This window comes from Micromonospora sp. SH-82, from assembly GCF_051132485.1.
In the GTDB taxonomy this organism is placed as follows: Bacteria; Actinomycetota; Actinomycetes; order Mycobacteriales; family Micromonosporaceae; genus Micromonospora.
In genome coordinates, this window is record NZ_CP148049.1 from 5,975,850 (window position 1) to 5,989,627 (window position 13,778).

Genomic DNA, 13,778 nt, shown 5'->3' on the forward strand with positions numbered 1-13,778 from the left:
CCACCGTCGACGGGCCGACCGGTCGGCCCGATGTCGACGAGCGGGAGGAAGCCGGCGCGTGAGCATGGTGCAGGTACGCGGCTTCGGGTGGCGGCACGCGGGGCGCAGGCGGTGGGCGGTACGCGGGGTGGACCTGCGGGTGGAGCGCGGCGAGCGGGTCCTGCTGCTGGGTCCGTCCGGGGCGGGCAAGTCCACCCTCCTGGCGGCGTTGGCCGGGCTGCTGCCGGACGACTCCGGTGAGCAGGAGGGCACCGTCGAGATCGACGGGATCGACCCCCGCAAGGACCGGGAGCGGGTCGGCATCGTCTTCCAGGATCCGCAGACCCAACTGGTGATGGCCCGCAGCGGCGACGACGTCGCGTTCGGGCTGGAGAACCGGGGGGTGCCGGCCGACCGGATCTGGCCCCGGGTCGACGCCGCGCTGCGTCGGGTCGGCTTCCCGTACCACCGGGACCGGCCCACCGCGGCGCTCTCCGGCGGCGAGCAGCAACGCCTGGCCCTGGCCGGGGCGCTCGCCCTGCGCCCCGAACTCCTGCTCCTCGACGAACCGACGGCGAACCTCGACCCGACCGGGGCGGAACTGGTCCGCGACGCGGTCCACACCGCGCTGGACGAGGAGACCACCCTCGTCCTGGTGGAGCACCGGGTCGCGGAGGCACTGCGCCTCGTCGACCGGGTGGTGGTCCTCGAAGCGGGGGGTGGGGTCCGGGCCGACGGGACGCCGGAGGCGGTCTTCGCCGCGCACGGCGACGCCCTCGCCGCCGAGGGGGTGTGGGTGCCGGGCCGTCCGGTCCCGCCGCGTCGGGCGCGCACCCCGGCGGGTGCCGCGTTGCTCACCGCCGACGGGCTCGGCCTGCCACCCCGGCTGGCCGCCACCGACCTGACGGTACGAGCCGGTGAGGCGCTCGCCGTACGCGGCCCGAACGGGGCCGGCAAGTCCACCCTGGCGCTCCTGCTCGGCGGACTGCTGCGCCCCGGCACCGGCCGGGTGACAGCCGCCGTCGACCTGGCCGGGCGGGACGCCCGGACACCGCCGCACCGGTGGCGTGCCCCGGCCCTGGCCGGGCGGATCGGGTCGGTGTTCCAGGACCCGGAGCACCAGTTCGTCACCAGCACCGTCCGGGACGAGCTGGCCCTGGGTCCCCGCCGTACCGGCCGGACACCGGAGCAGGTCCGGGTCCGGGTGGACGCCCTGCTGGACCGGCTGCGGCTGACCCGGCTGGCCGACGCCAACCCGTACACCCTCTCCGGTGGGGAGGCGCGGCGGTTGAGCGTGGCGACAGCGCTGGCCACCGCCCCCCGCCTGCTGATCTGCGACGAGCCCACCTTCGGTCAGGACCGGCGGACCTGGCTGGAGCTGGTGGACCTCCTCGCCGAGCTGCGCGACGCCGGACACGGGATCGTCACTGTCACCCACGACCCGGACTTCGTCGCCGCCCTCGCCGACCGCACCGTCACCCTGCGGCGCGCCGACGACGTCGCGGACGCCGGAGGTGTCGATGCTCCAGGTTGAGCCGGTGGCCGCACCGGGGGCGCCGCTGGCCCGACGCAACCCGGTGGCGAAGCTGGCGGCGGCGCTCGTCTTCTCGATCGTGCTGATCGCCACCCTCGACCCGGTCGCCCCCGCCGTCGCCATCGCCGTCGAGCTGGCGGTGCTGCCGCTGTTCGGGGTCCGGTACCGGGTGCTGGCCCGACGGGCGTGGCCGCTGCTGATCGGCGCGGTGGGCGTCCTCGTCACGTTGGTGCTCTTCGCCGCCGACCGGTCCGGGCCACCGCTTGTCGAGCTGGGTCCGGTCCTGGTCACCTCGGGGGTGCTGGTCACCGCCCTCGGACTGGTGTTGCGGATGTTCGCGGTGGCGCTGCCCGGGGTGATCGTCTTCGCCACCACCGACCCGACCGACCTGGCCGACGCGCTGGTCCAGAACGCGAAGGCCCCCGCCCGGTTCGCCATCGGGGCCCTGGCGGCGTTTCGGCTGGTGCCGCTGCTGACGCAGGAGTGGCAGATGATCAGCATGGCCCGCCGGGCCCGTGGGGTCGACGCGGGACGTAACCCGGTGGCCAAGGTCCGGTTGTTCGCCTCGACCGCGTTCACCCTGCTCGTCGGCGCGATCCGGCGGGGCACCCGACTGGCGGTGGCGATGGACGCCCGGGGCTTCGACGCCGACACCCCGCGTACCGTCGCCCGGCGGCAACGGTTCACCACCGCCGACACCCTCCTGGTCCTCGGGGCTGCGGCGCTGGCCGGTGGGGCGATCACGGTCAGCGTCGCCCTGGGCACCTTCCGCCCCCTGATCGGCTGACCCCCGGCGGTGTCGGCACCGACCCCGGTCCCCGTCCGGGAACCGTCGGCCCGCCGACACCGCCGAGAGGGGCGACACCGTCGGCCGCCCCCGCCGATCAGCTGCGCCGGAAGGCGTAGCGGCGGTTCTGTGCGGCCTGTCGACCGCGCCCGCCGGCCCGGCCACCCGACGCACCCCGCACCGGCGGTCCGGCGGTCGGCGGGGTCGGGACGGACGGAGCCGACGACACCGGCAGCACCGGCCCTGTCGGGGCCGACGGGGTCGACGACACCGGCAGGGCCGGCACCGTCGTCGGGGCCACCGTCGGCCCGGTCTGGTCCGGTGGCGTCACCACGGTCCGTGACGGGTTCGGCGACGGGGTACGCGACTTCTTCGGTTTGCGCTTGGCAGCCAAGGGGCGCCTCCTTCTGCGGGGGACCGTCCGGGAGGAACCGGGACGGTCGCAGCGAGCGGGGAACGGGTGCCCCGGGCCGGACCCGGTCCGCGACGTCGACAGACGGCGGTGAAGGGGTGCGGACGCCCGGGAACACAGGCCCACGGCAACGGCGGCGGGCCAGGCTCGACAACAGGGCGTCAGATACGCATGGGTGGACCGTAACCCGTCGGTGCGTCACCGCGCACCCGAATTAACCGCCCCGGCCCGACGCGACCACCTGCTGACACGGCGTCGATCTCCCCGCCGGCCTGCGCGGCGGCCACGATACGGTCTCCTTCAGCAGGCCGACGTGGAAGGTGGCGGAACGGATGACTGAACAGCCGACGGCGCAGATCGGCGTGACCGGGCTGGCGGTGATGGGCCGCAACCTGGCCCGCAACCTGGCCCGCAACGGGTTCACCGTGGCGGTGCACAACCGCTCCCCGGAGCGCACCCGCAAGCTGGTGGCCGAGCACGCCGACGAGGGCGTGTTCGTGCCGGCCGAGTCCCTGGCCGATTTCGTCGCCGCACTGGAGCGGCCACGCGCGGTCATCATCATGGTCAAGGCGGGTGCCCCCACCGACGCGGTCATCGACGACCTGGTACCCCTCCTCGAAGAGGGCGACATCGTCATCGACGCGGGCAACGCCCACTTCGCCGACACCCGACGCCGAGAGGAGTCGCTGCGCGGCCACGGGCTGCACTTCGTCGGCACCGGCGTCTCCGGTGGCGAGGAGGGAGCGCTGCTCGGGCCGAGCATCATGCCCGGCGGCTCCGCCGAGTCGTACGCGAAGCTGGGCCCGATCTTCGAGAAGATCGCCGCTCAGGTGGACGGCACCCCGTGCTGCGCCCATGTCGGGCCGGACGGTGCCGGGCACTTCGTCAAGATGGTGCACAACGGCATCGAGTACGCCGACATGCAGCTCATCGCCGAGGCGTACGACCTGCTCCGGGCCGGTCTGGGCGCGAAGCCGGCGGAGATCGCGGAGATCTTCCGCGAGTGGAACACCGGTGAGCTGGAGTCCTTCCTCATCGAGATCACCGCCGACGTGCTCGCCCACACCGACGCCGACACGGGTGCGCCCTTCGTCGACGTGGTGCTGGACCGGGCCGAGCAGAAGGGCACCGGCCGGTGGACGGTGCAGAGCGCCCTGGACCTCGGCATCCCGATCACCGGCATCGCCGAGGCGACGTTCGCCAGGTCGCTGTCGGGGCACGCCGGGCAGCGGGAGGCCGCCAGGCAGGCGTTCCCCGACGCGGGTGAGCCGTGGCAGGTCACCGACCGGGACGCGTTCGTCGAGGACGTCCGGCGGGCCCTGCTCGCCTCGAAGATCGTCGCGTACGCGCAGGGCTTCGACCACATCCGGGCCGGGAGCACCGAGTACGACTGGAACATCGACCTGGGCAGCACCGCCACCATCTGGCGGGGCGGCTGCATCATCCGGGCCCGCTTCCTGGACCGGATCAAGCAGGCCTACGACGACCAGCCGGACCTGCCGAGCCTGCTGGTGGCGCCCTACTTCGCCGAGGCGGTCAGCGCCGGGGTGCCGAGTTGGCGTCGGGTGGTGGCGGACGCGGCCCGGGCCGGGGTACCGGCACCGGCGTTCGGCTCGTCGCTGTCCTACTTCGACGCGCTGCGGGCCGAGCGGCTGCCGGCCGCGTTGATCCAGGGGCTGCGGGACAACTTCGGGGCCCACACCTACCAGCGGGTGGACCGCGAGGGCAGCTTCCACACCCTGTGGGCCGCCGGTCGGACCGAGGTCACCGGCTGACCTCTGGCGACACCGTCCCCGGCCCGGTCACCGCTGGAGCGGCCGGGTCGGGGACACACGAGGGCCGTCTCGTGCCGACGTTCACCACGTCGGCACGAGACGGCCCTCTCCCCTGTGTGGGTCGTCCCCCGACCCTGTTCCCCCGGCGTCACCCGTCCGGGTTCGTCACCAGAACCGGCGGCGCCTGGCCCGCTGCGGGCGCAGCACGTCGGCGCCCCTGCCGAGCAGGCGGCTCGCCCGCGACGGGCCACGACGGGCCTCCAGCGAATGGCTGAGTCGGCGTGCCCCGGCGGCTGCCAACGGCACCGCCACGGCCATCACCGCCCACTGGCCGACACGTTTGCGGATCATCCTGGTTCACCTCCGTCAGTGGCTCCTGACGTCAGTGGTACCCAGTCACCGCCCGCGCTAAGCCTCCTGCGGCCTGGGCGCCACACCAGGTCCTGCGCGACGGGTCAGGCCTGCGCGATGGGCAGGCCTGCGCGACGGGTCAGGGCTGTGACGGACCGGCGACGACCGGGGCGACCGGGTTGGGCAGTGCCCCACCGAAGCGGCGGTCCCGCTGGGCGTACAACTCGCAGGCGTACCACAGGTGCCGACGGTCGAAGTCCGGCCAGAGGGTGTCGAGGTAGACCAGCTCGGCGTAGGCGGTCTGCCAGAGCAGGAAGTTGGAGATCCGCTGCTCCCCGGAGGGGCGCAGGAAGAGGTCCACCTCGGGGACCTCCGGGTGGTAGAGGTACTTCGCCACCGTCTTCTCGGTGACCTTGGCCGGGTCCAGTCGACCGGCGGCGGCGTCCCGGGCGATCGCGGCGGCGGCGTCGGCGATCTCCGCCTGCCCGCCGTAGTTGACGCAGAACTGGAGGGTCAACCTGGTGTTGTCCTTCGACATCTCCTCGGCGGTCTGCAACTCGGAGATGACGCTCTTCCACAGCCGACCGGCCCGCCCCGACCAGACCACCCGCACCCCCAGCTCGACGAGCTGGTCCCGACGGCGGCGGATCACGTCCCGGTTGAATCCCATCAAGAACCGGACCTCGTCCGGCGAACGCCGCCAGTTCTCGGTGGAGAACGCGTACGCCGACAGGTAGGGGATGCCCAACTCGATCGCGCCCTCGACGGTGTCGAAGAGGCTGTGTTCCCCCTGCTCGTGGCCCTTGGTCCGGGGCAGTCCACGCTCCTTGGCCCATCGGCCGTTGCCGTCCATCACGATCGCCACGTGCTTGGGCAGCGCCTCCGACGGCAGCGCCGGAGGGCGGGCACCGGACGGATGCGGGGTCGGGGGCACCGGCTCGCGCCGACGGGTCGACTTGGATCGGATCACTCGGTCATCTCCCTGGGTACGCCGCCCCCAGCGGCCTTCGGGGTCGGTCCGGCCGTCGGGGCGCCCCGGTCGACCAGCGGCAGCGAGCGTAGCGCGCGTTCCAGGTGCCACTGGAGGTGCGCCGCCACCAGTCCACTGCACTCCCGGCGTACCCCCTGGTCGGTGGCGTCGGCGATCCGCCAGTCCCCGGAGGTCAGCGCGGACATCAGGTCGACGGTGGCCGGGGCGGGGTGGGCCGCGCCGGGCGGTCGGCAGTCCGGACAGACCGCACCCCCCGCCGGTACGGAGAACGCCCGGTGCCGCCCCGGGGTGCCGCAGACCGCGCAGGCGATCAGCGCCGGAGCCCAACCGGCCAGGGACATCGCCCGCAGCAGGTACGCGTCGAGCACCAGGGTCGTGGCGTGCTCCCCCACCGACAGGGCCCGCAGCGCGCCGAGGGTGAGCTGGAACAACCGCAACGACGGCTCCCGCTCGACGGGGGTGAGCCGTTCGGCGGTCTCGGCGACGGCGCTGGCCGCCGTGTAGCGGGAGTAGTCACCGAGGAACCGCTTGCCGAACAGGTCGATCCCCTCGACCTGGCTGACGCTGTGCAGGGAGCTGCCGTGCTCCCCCTTCGGGTCGCCGGCCAGTTGCAGGTCGACGTGTCCGAACGGCTCCAGCCGGGCACCGAACTTGCTGGTGGTCCGGCGGACCCCCCGGGCGACCGCCCGCAACCGGCCGTGCCGCCGGGTCAGCAGGGTGATGATCCGGTCGGACTCGCCGAGCTTCTGCACCCGCAGGACCACCGCGTCGTCGCGGTAGAGCTGTCGACGGTATCCGGCCATCCGGTCATTGTCCCCTGCCGACCGGCGTCGACGCGCACCTCCCCCGACCCGGGGTCACCGGGTCCGCGCCGCCGCGCCCTCCTCCTCGACGGCCGGGGTCTGCTCCGTCGGGCCGGGCGGTTCGGCCCGCGTCGACGGCTCGTCGGCTCGGGTGCTGCGGGGTGCCGGGCGGGGGCCGCCCGGCAGGAGTTGCGGTGGACGTCCGGCTGCCACGTCCTCCACCCAGCCCACCAGGGCGGTGACCACGCCGACCAGGGCGAAGACCAGCGCCACCCGGATGGCCAGACCGACCGGGTCCTGGTGGGACCAGCCGACCACGTCGACCAGCGGGGTGAGTGCGACGACGAAGGGCATGTGCCAGAGGTAGACGGTCAGCGCCCGCCTGTTGAACACTGTCACCGTCCGGCCGAAGACCGCGTTGCGGTCCACCCAGGCGGCACCGGAGGGCGCCCGACCCAGCGCCACCAGGATGAAGGCGGCCGACCAGAGGGCGTTGCCGAGGGGGATGTCGTTGATGTCGTACCCCCGGTTTCCCGGGTGGGTGAGGATCCAGGCCGCGCCCGCCCCGCCGACCAGGACCACGACCGGGACGAACACCCGGTTGGCCAGCCGACGCAGCATGCCGTCGTGGTGGGCGAACCCGAGCATCCAGGCCCCGAAGTAGAGGGCGAACTCCCGGACCACCAGTGACGGTTCGGCCAGCACCCCCATCTCGATCGACACCAGCACCAGGTACGGGGCGAGCAGGGTGGGCAGCGGTGCCCGACGGAACAGCCAGAGCGCCACGGGGGAGGCGAGGACGAACCAGAGGTAGTCCCGCAGGTACCAGATGGGGCTCAGGGCGAGGGCACCCCAGCCGTTGGCCGGCGGGTCGGCCACCGGGAAGAGCCAGAGCACCACCCGCCAGGTCGGTTCCAGGCCGGTGAAGAGCATCGCGGGTACGAACAGCAGCGCCACCACCCACAGGGACGGCAGCAGCCGCCGGAGTCGGCGGCCCACCGCCGGTGCCCCGGTACGGCTCAGCGAGGCGGCCATCAGGGACCCGGCGAGGGCGAACATCACCGACATGGCCGGGAAGATCAGCGTCAGGCTGGCCCACCCGGTGACGTGGTAGACCACGACCCGGACGATGGCCAGGAAACGGAGAAGATCCAGGTAGCGGTTACGCATCAGGCGGCTTCCGGGGCGGGGGCAGGAAGACACAAACCCCTCTACCCTGTGGCGTGGGTCGGGGAAACAGCCATCAAACCCGCCTCCCCGTGACATATCCCACCCAGGCGACTCGCGCATAAAGTGCCAAACGGGCGGAACACCAAGGCTCCTCGACGGTTCGGAGCCTCAGAAGCCGAGCTTGCGCAGCTGCTTCGGGTCGCGCTGCCAGTCCTTGGCCACCCGTACGTGCAGGTCCAGGTAGACCCGGGTGCCGAGCAGCTCCTCGATCTGCCGCCGGGCGGTCGTACCGACCTCCTTGAGCCGGCTCGCCCGGTGACCGATCACGATCGCCTTCTGGCTGGACCGCTCCACGTACACGTCGGCGTAGATCTTGGTCAGGGAACCCTCGGGGATCATCTCCTCGACGACCACCGCGATCGAGTGCGGCAGCTCGTCCCGGACCCCCTCCAACGCCGCCTCCCGGATCAGCTCCGCCACCATGACCTGCTCCGGGTCGTCGGTGAGCATGTCGTCCGGATAGAGCTGCGGCGACGGCGGAAGGTAGTCGGTCATCACGTCGACCAGGGTGTCCACCTGGTGCCCGGAGACCGCGCTGACCGGCACCACGGCGGCGAACTCGCCCAACTCGCTGACCGCCAGCAACTGCTCGGCCAACCGCTTCTTGTCCACCAGGTCGGTCTTGGTCACCACGGCCAGGACGGTGGCCTTCAACTCGGCCAGCTCGCCGCTGATGAACCGGTCCCCCCGCCCCACCGGCTCGTTCGCCGGGATGCAGAGACCGATCACGTCGACCTCGCTCCACGTGGTGCGGACCAGGTCGTTGAGGCGCTCGCCCAACAACGTACGGGGACGGTGCAGACCGGGGGTGTCGACCAGGACGAGCTGCGACTCCGGCCGGTGCAGCACCGCCCGGATCACGTGCCTCGTGGTCTGCGGCTTGTTCGAGGTGATGGCGATCTTCTGGCCGACGATCGCGTTCGTCAGCGTCGACTTCCCCGCGTTCGGGCGACCCACGAAGCAGGCGAAACCGGCCCGGTACGGCCGCTGCCCGGAAACCTCGGTCACCGTCGTACCCCCACCGTCACGCCGCCTGCCACCGTGGTCCTGCTGCTCATTCGTTCACCGTGCCGAGGAGGGTGCCGTCCGGGGCCGCCACGTGGATCGGGGCGTCGGCGGCGAGGTCCCGCACCGCCGCGTGTCCCGCACCGTCGAGCGTCGACGCCTCGGACACCACCACTGCGGCCTCCAACCGGGTGGCCCCGGCGGCGACCGCTGCGGCGACCGCGAGCTGGAGCGCGGTGAGGGTCAGCGACGGAAGCGACACGCTCGCCCCGGCGTACGTCCGCCCGTCCTGGTCACGAACCGCTGCGCCCTCGACCGCCCCGACCCGGCCCCGTGCACCCCGGGCCAGCACCACCAGCTTGGTGTCCTCGGCGCCCAGGACGGCGGAATCGGACGGGGTGGGCCGGGCCGGTGCAGCAGATGGCTCAGGCATCAGCGGATTGCCTCTTCTCGGTGTGGTTGTCGTCGTCACGGGGGTCGCCCTGCGGACCGTGTCCCCGCTCGGGTCCGTCGGCGGCAGTCACCCGGGTGACCACCAGGGTGTCGATCCGGTTGCGCCGGCCGGTGGTGCCCTCGGCCACCAACCGGAGCCCGGCCACCTCGGCCGCCGCCCCGGGGATCGGCACCCGACCCAGGGCCTGGGCGAGGAGCCCCCCGACCGTCTCCACGTCGTCGGCGGGCAACTCGGTGTCGAACAGTTCGCCGAGGTCCTCGACCGGGAGCCGGGCGGTGACCCGGACCGCCCCGTCGGCGAGCCGCTCGACGTGCGGACTCTCGACATCGTACTCGTCGGTGATCTCCCCGACGATCTCCTCCAGGATGTCCTCGATGGTGACCAGACCGCCGGTGCCGCCGTACTCGTCGACCACGATGACCAGGTGGTTGCGGGCCGCCTGCATCTCCGACAGCAGGTCGTCGACGGGCTTGGACTCGGGCACGAAGGTGGCCGGGCGCATCAGCTCGGAGACCTCGCAGCTCAGGTCCTCCGCCGCCCCACCCTGGGTCCGCCGGATCAGGTCCTTGAGGTAGAGCACCCCGAGCACGTCGTCGACGTTCTCCCCGATCACCGGGATCCGGGAGAAGCCCGAGCGGAGGAAGAGGGCCAACGCCTGCTGGAGGGTCTTGCCCCGCTCGATCCAGACCAGGTCGGTACGGGGCACCATCACCTCCCGGGCGAGGGTGTCACCGAGGGCGAAGACCGAGTGGATCATCTGGCGTTCGCCGTGCTCGACCACCCCGCGCTCCTCGGCGAGGTCGACGAGCTCCCGCAGCTCCACCTGGGTGGCGAACGGTCCCTCCCGGAAACCCCGCCCCGGGGTGACCGCGTTGCCGATCAGGATCAGCAGCGAGGCCAACGGGTTGAGCACCCGGCCCAGCCACCGCACCAGCGGGGCGGCGGCCCGAGCCACCGCGTACGCGTGCTGTCGGCCGAGGGTACGCGGGCCGACCCCGACCACCACGAAGCTGACCACTGTCATCGCCCCGGCGGTGATCAACGCCGCCCGCCACCCCGCCCCGAAGGTGTCCACCGCGACCAGCGCCACCAGCGTGGTGGCGGTCAACTCGGCGAGCAGCCGGAGCAGGAGCAGGAGGTTGAGGTGGCGGACCACGTCCCCGGCGACGACCTGGAGGGTCCGGGCCCCCCGCGAACCGTCCCGGGCCAGCTCGGCGGCGCGGGCCGGGGAGACCGCACTCAACGCGGCCTCGGTCATCGCGATCAGCCCGGCGAGCACCACCAGGCCCGCCGCCGAGAAGATCAGTTGCAGGTCGGGCAGGCCGGTGCCGGCCTCGGCCGCGAGTGTCGGGGTGTCCATCACCGGGCTCGGGTCGACCGCCAGCTCGACAGCAGCCGGGCCTGGAGGGCGAACATCTCCCGCTCCTCCTCCGGCTCGGCGTGGTCGTACCCGAGCAGGTGCAGCACACCGTGCACGGTGAGCAGGTGCAGCTCGTCGGCGGTCGGGTGCCCGGCGGTGGCCGCCTGCTTGGTGGCCACCTCCGGGCAGAGCACGATGTCGCCCAGCAGCGCCGGCTCACCGCCGGGGCTGCTGTTCTCCCCCGGCCCGTGGTCGACGCTTCCCTCGTCCATCGGGAAGGCGAGCACGTCGGTCGGCCCGTCGCCGCCCATCCAACGGTGGTTCAGCTCGGCCATGTAGTCGATGTCGACGAGCAGCACGGAGAGCTCGGCGAGGGGGTTCACCCCCATCTCGTCGAGGGCGTGCCGGGCGACGGCGAGCACGGCGTCGGTGTCGACCTCGGCACCGGACTCGTTCGCGATCTCGATGGACAACTGTTTCCCCTGCTTCGATGACTGTGGTGGGAACGGCTCGGCGGACGTGCCGGCGCGTCAGCGGCGTCGGCCGGCCCGGCCGCCCTGGGCGGCCCGCCCCGGAACGGCCCGTACGGTCTGCGCCTGCTCGTTCTCCTGCTCGGCGTCCCACCTGGCGTACGCGTCGACGATCTCCCCGACCAGCCGGTGCCGGACCACGTCCGAGCTGGACAACTGGGCGAAGTGCACGTCCTCCACCGCGGACAGGATGTCCCGGACCACCCGCAGCCCGCTGGTGGTCCCGCCGGGCAGGTCGACCTGGGTGACGTCACCGGTGACCACGATCCGGGAGTTGAAGCCCAGCCGGGTGAGGAACATCTTCATCTGCTCGGGCGTGGTGTTCTGCGCCTCGTCCAGGATGATGAAGGCGTCGTTGAGCGTCCGGCCGCGCATGTAGGCCAGGGGAGCGACCTCGATCGTCCCCGCCGCCATCAGCTTCGGGATCGACTCGGGGTCGAGCATGTCGTGCAGGGCGTCGTAGAGCGGACGCAGGTAGGGGTCGATCTTCTCGTTGAGGGTGCCGGGCAGGAAGCCCAGCCGCTCACCGGCCTCGACCGCCGGCCGGGTCAGGATGATCCGGTTGACCTGCTTGGCCTGCAACGCCTGGACCGCCTTCGCCATGGCGAGGTAGGTCTTGCCGGTACCGGCCGGGCCGATGCCGAAGACGATGGTGTGCGAGTCGATGGAGTCGACGTACCGCTTCTGCCCCAGGGTCTTGGGGCGGATGGTGCGACCCCGCCGGGAGAGGATGTTGAGCGTCAGGACCTCGGCGGGCCGCTCGGAGCCGCCCTGCTCGAGCATGCCGACGGTACGCCGGACGGCGTCAGTGGTCAGGGTCTCGCCTTTCTCGATCAGTTCGAGCAGCTCACTGAAGAGACGCTCGGCGAGGGCGTTGTCGGCGGGTTCACCGGTGATGGTGATCTCGTTGCCGCGCACGTGCACGTCGCTGTCGACCGAGCGCTCGACCAGGCGCAGGATCTCGTCCCCCGCACCGAGCAGGTTGACCATGATCTTCGAGTCGGGGACCGTGATCCTGGTCTGTGCCCGGGTCGGGCCGGGAGGTGGGGTACCGGTCATAGGTCGGGCCAGCGGCCCTGCGCCACCTGCTCTCGAACTCTGCGCCGGCACTGCTGACCGACGGCGTACGAACGTTGTCTCCCATGGTATCGGGTCCACCCCGGTCGCACCTCGCCCATTTCCGCCGGGCACCCGGGTCGGTCGACGTCACCCGGGAGCCCGTCCGGCCGGACGTCGTACCCGGTCTCAGATGGCGAGCATCGGGCCGAGCGGGGTGCCGCCCAACACGTGCGCGTGGACGTGGAAGACCTCCTGGCCGCCGTACGCCCCGGTGTTGAACATCAGCCGGAACCCGTCGCCGAGCAGCCCCTCGTCCTCGGCCACCCGGGCGGCCGTGGCGAGCACCTCACCGGCGAGCGCCGGGTCGCCCTGGGCGAGCGTCGCCACGTCGGCGTAGTGCTCCTTCGGGATGACCAGCACGTGCACCGGGGCCTTCGGCGAGATGTCGCGGAAGGCCAGGGTCGTGTCGGTCTCCCGGACGATCGTGGCGGGGATCTCACCGGCCACGATCCGGCAGAACAGGCAGTCGTCGTCCATCCGGGCATGCTAAGCCGTCCGGCGCACCGGGGCGCGCCCGTGGTGCCGGGCGGCCCGGATCGTGGCGCGGCGGGGTCGGGATCGTGGTGCGGTGGGCGGCTCGGGGGCGGTCCGGGCAGGTCGGCCGGGCAGCGGGCATGATGTCGAGGTGACTTCACGAGCGGTACTGGTGACCGGGGCGTCGCGGGGTGTCGGGCGGGCGGTGGCCGAGGCCTTCGCGGCCGGCGGCGACCGGGTCGCGGTCCACCACCGGGACTCCGCCGACCTGGCCGAACAGCTCCGGGCCGACCTGCCCGGCGACGGCCACGTCGTGGTCCAGGCCGACCTGGCTGACTCCGACGCGGTACGGGTCATGGTGGATCGGGCCGCCGACCTGCTCGGTGGGCTGGACGTGCTGGTCAACAACGCCGGGGTGTTCGGCCCGGCCGACCCGCCGCATCCGGTGTTCGACGACGACTACGACACATGGCGACAGCGGTGGCGGCAACTCGTCGACACCAACCTGATCGGGGCGGCGAACGCCGCCTGGTGCGCCGCCCAGCACATGCGCGACAGGGGTGGCCGGATCGTCAACGTCTCGTCCCGGGGAGCGTTCCGGGGAGAGCCGACCAACCCGGCGTACGGGGCGAGCAAGGCGGGGCTGAACGCGATGGGTCAGTCCCTGGCGGTGGCCCTGGCCCCGTACGGGATCGCCGTGGCCACCGTCGCCCCCGGGTTCGTGGCCACCGACATGACCAACGAGCACCTGAAGGCCCCGCGCGGCGACGCGGTACGGGCACAGAGCCCTTTCAACCGGGTCGCCCGGCCTGCGGAGATCGCCGCCGCGGTGCACTGGCTGGCCTCCCCGCAGGCCGAATGGGCCTCCGGCACCATCGTCGACCTCAACGGCGCCTCCTACCTGCGCTGATCCGTCGCCTCGCGGGGCTCCCACCGAACCCGGAGCACCTCGACGGCGGTGCCTGCCGGCGTCG

Annotated in this window: 15 protein-coding genes; 4 read left to right on the forward strand and 11 right to left on the reverse strand. The window is 72.6% G+C overall.

Annotated features, from left to right (window positions below; genetic code table 11):
• Nucleotides 1-58 precede the first annotated feature (58 nt).
• A complete protein-coding gene (locus tag WHN02_RS26230) occupies nucleotides 59-1,513 on the forward strand; it encodes an ABC transporter ATP-binding protein (RefSeq protein WP_434741306.1) in 1,455 nt (484 codons plus the stop codon).
• The gene (locus WHN02_RS26235; RefSeq protein ID WP_434741307.1) at nucleotides 1,500-2,300 is read left to right on the forward strand and encodes an energy-coupling factor transporter transmembrane component T family protein; all 801 of its coding nucleotides are present in this window, start codon (nucleotides 1,500-1,502) and stop codon (nucleotides 2,298-2,300) included. Before WHN02_RS26230 ends, WHN02_RS26235 begins: the two co-directional genes overlap by 14 nt.
• Before the next feature lie 97 nt (nucleotides 2,301-2,397).
• Here the strand turns inward: WHN02_RS26235 and WHN02_RS26240 are convergent, their stop codons facing one another.
• A complete protein-coding gene (locus tag WHN02_RS26240; RefSeq protein ID WP_434741308.1) occupies nucleotides 2,398-2,694 on the reverse strand; it encodes a hypothetical protein in 297 nt (98 codons plus the stop codon).
• 350 nt (nucleotides 2,695-3,044) lie between these two features.
• Here WHN02_RS26240 and gndA point away from each other — a divergent pair, with 350 nt between their 5' ends.
• Nucleotides 3,045-4,487: an NADP-dependent phosphogluconate dehydrogenase gene (gene gndA, locus WHN02_RS26245; protein ID WP_434741309.1), complete on the forward strand. Its 1,443-nt coding sequence runs from the start codon at nucleotides 3,045-3,047 to the stop codon at nucleotides 4,485-4,487.
• A 165-nt stretch (nucleotides 4,488-4,652) separates the two neighbouring features.
• Here the strand turns inward: gndA and WHN02_RS26250 are convergent, their stop codons facing one another.
• The 10 genes from WHN02_RS26250 to WHN02_RS26295 all read right to left on the reverse strand — a co-directional run bounded on the left by WHN02_RS26250 (nucleotide 4,653) and on the right by WHN02_RS26295 (nucleotide 12,807).
• Entirely contained in the window at nucleotides 4,653-4,838 is a 186-nt protein-coding gene (locus WHN02_RS26250) for a hypothetical protein (RefSeq protein ID WP_350895020.1), read from the reverse strand.
• Between the two features lie 139 nt (nucleotides 4,839-4,977).
• Nucleotides 4,978-5,772 (reverse strand): isoprenyl transferase, encoded by a 795-nt coding sequence (locus WHN02_RS26255; protein ID WP_434744081.1) that lies wholly within the window; start codon nucleotides 5,770-5,772, stop codon nucleotides 4,978-4,980.
• Between the two features lie 32 nt (nucleotides 5,773-5,804).
• Entirely contained in the window at nucleotides 5,805-6,632 is an 828-nt protein-coding gene (gene recO / locus WHN02_RS26260) for a DNA repair protein RecO (RefSeq protein WP_434741310.1), read from the reverse strand.
• A gap of 54 nt (nucleotides 6,633-6,686) precedes the next feature.
• Nucleotides 6,687-7,802 (reverse strand): acyltransferase family protein, encoded by a 1,116-nt coding sequence (locus tag WHN02_RS26265; RefSeq protein ID WP_434741311.1) that lies wholly within the window; start codon nucleotides 7,800-7,802, stop codon nucleotides 6,687-6,689.
• A gap of 168 nt (nucleotides 7,803-7,970) precedes the next feature.
• Nucleotides 7,971-8,870, reverse strand: coding sequence for a GTPase Era (gene era / locus WHN02_RS26270; RefSeq protein ID WP_434741312.1), 900 nt, complete (start codon nucleotides 8,868-8,870; stop codon nucleotides 7,971-7,973).
• 46 nt (nucleotides 8,871-8,916) lie between these two features.
• Nucleotides 8,917-9,300 carry a cytidine deaminase gene (locus WHN02_RS26275; protein WP_434741313.1) on the reverse strand — a complete coding sequence of 128 codons (384 nt, stop codon included), beginning with the start codon at nucleotides 9,298-9,300 and terminating at the stop codon, nucleotides 8,917-8,919.
• Nucleotides 9,293-10,705 (reverse strand): hemolysin family protein, encoded by a 1,413-nt coding sequence (locus tag WHN02_RS26280; RefSeq protein ID WP_434744082.1) that lies wholly within the window; start codon nucleotides 10,703-10,705, stop codon nucleotides 9,293-9,295. The genes WHN02_RS26275 and WHN02_RS26280 overlap by 8 nt, the downstream gene beginning before the upstream one ends.
• Nucleotides 10,681-11,154, reverse strand: coding sequence for an rRNA maturation RNase YbeY (gene ybeY / locus WHN02_RS26285; protein ID WP_350895026.1), 474 nt, complete (start codon nucleotides 11,152-11,154; stop codon nucleotides 10,681-10,683). The genes WHN02_RS26280 and ybeY overlap by 25 nt, the downstream gene beginning before the upstream one ends.
• Before the next feature lie 57 nt (nucleotides 11,155-11,211).
• Entirely contained in the window at nucleotides 11,212-12,270 is a 1,059-nt protein-coding gene (locus WHN02_RS26290; RefSeq protein ID WP_434741314.1) for a PhoH family protein, read from the reverse strand.
• A 186-nt stretch (nucleotides 12,271-12,456) separates the two neighbouring features.
• Nucleotides 12,457-12,807 carry a histidine triad nucleotide-binding protein gene (locus WHN02_RS26295; RefSeq protein ID WP_350895028.1) on the reverse strand — a complete coding sequence of 117 codons (351 nt, stop codon included), beginning with the start codon at nucleotides 12,805-12,807 and terminating at the stop codon, nucleotides 12,457-12,459.
• A gap of 148 nt (nucleotides 12,808-12,955) precedes the next feature.
• On the opposite strand from WHN02_RS26295, the gene WHN02_RS26300 reads away from it, so the two are divergent.
• Nucleotides 12,956-13,714 (forward strand): SDR family NAD(P)-dependent oxidoreductase, encoded by a 759-nt coding sequence (locus WHN02_RS26300; RefSeq protein WP_434741315.1) that lies wholly within the window; start codon nucleotides 12,956-12,958, stop codon nucleotides 13,712-13,714.
• Nucleotides 13,715-13,778: the final 64 nt, after the last annotated feature.

Excerpts from the sequence above, each read along its gene's own strand:
- WHN02_RS26295 (WP_350895028.1), bottom strand. The coding sequence starts at position 12,807 with ATGGACGACGACTGCCTGTTCTGCCGGATCGTGGCCGGTGAGATCCCC.
- WHN02_RS26275 (WP_434741313.1), bottom strand. The coding sequence starts at position 9,300 with ATGCCTGAGCCATCTGCTGCACCGGCCCGGCCCACCCCGTCCGATTCC.
- WHN02_RS26265 (WP_434741311.1), bottom strand. The coding sequence starts at position 7,802 with ATGCGTAACCGCTACCTGGATCTTCTCCGTTTCCTGGCCATCGTCCGG.
- WHN02_RS26290 (WP_434741314.1), bottom strand. The coding sequence starts at position 12,270 with ATGACCGGTACCCCACCTCCCGGCCCGACCCGGGCACAGACCAGGATC.
- WHN02_RS26250 (WP_350895020.1), bottom strand. The coding sequence starts at position 4,838 with ATGATCCGCAAACGTGTCGGCCAGTGGGCGGTGATGGCCGTGGCGGTG.
- WHN02_RS26235 (WP_434741307.1), top strand. The coding sequence starts at position 1,500 with ATGCTCCAGGTTGAGCCGGTGGCCGCACCGGGGGCGCCGCTGGCCCGA.
- gndA (WP_434741309.1), top strand. The coding sequence starts at position 3,045 with ATGACTGAACAGCCGACGGCGCAGATCGGCGTGACCGGGCTGGCGGTG.
- recO (WP_434741310.1), bottom strand. The coding sequence starts at position 6,632 with ATGGCCGGATACCGTCGACAGCTCTACCGCGACGACGCGGTGGTCCTG.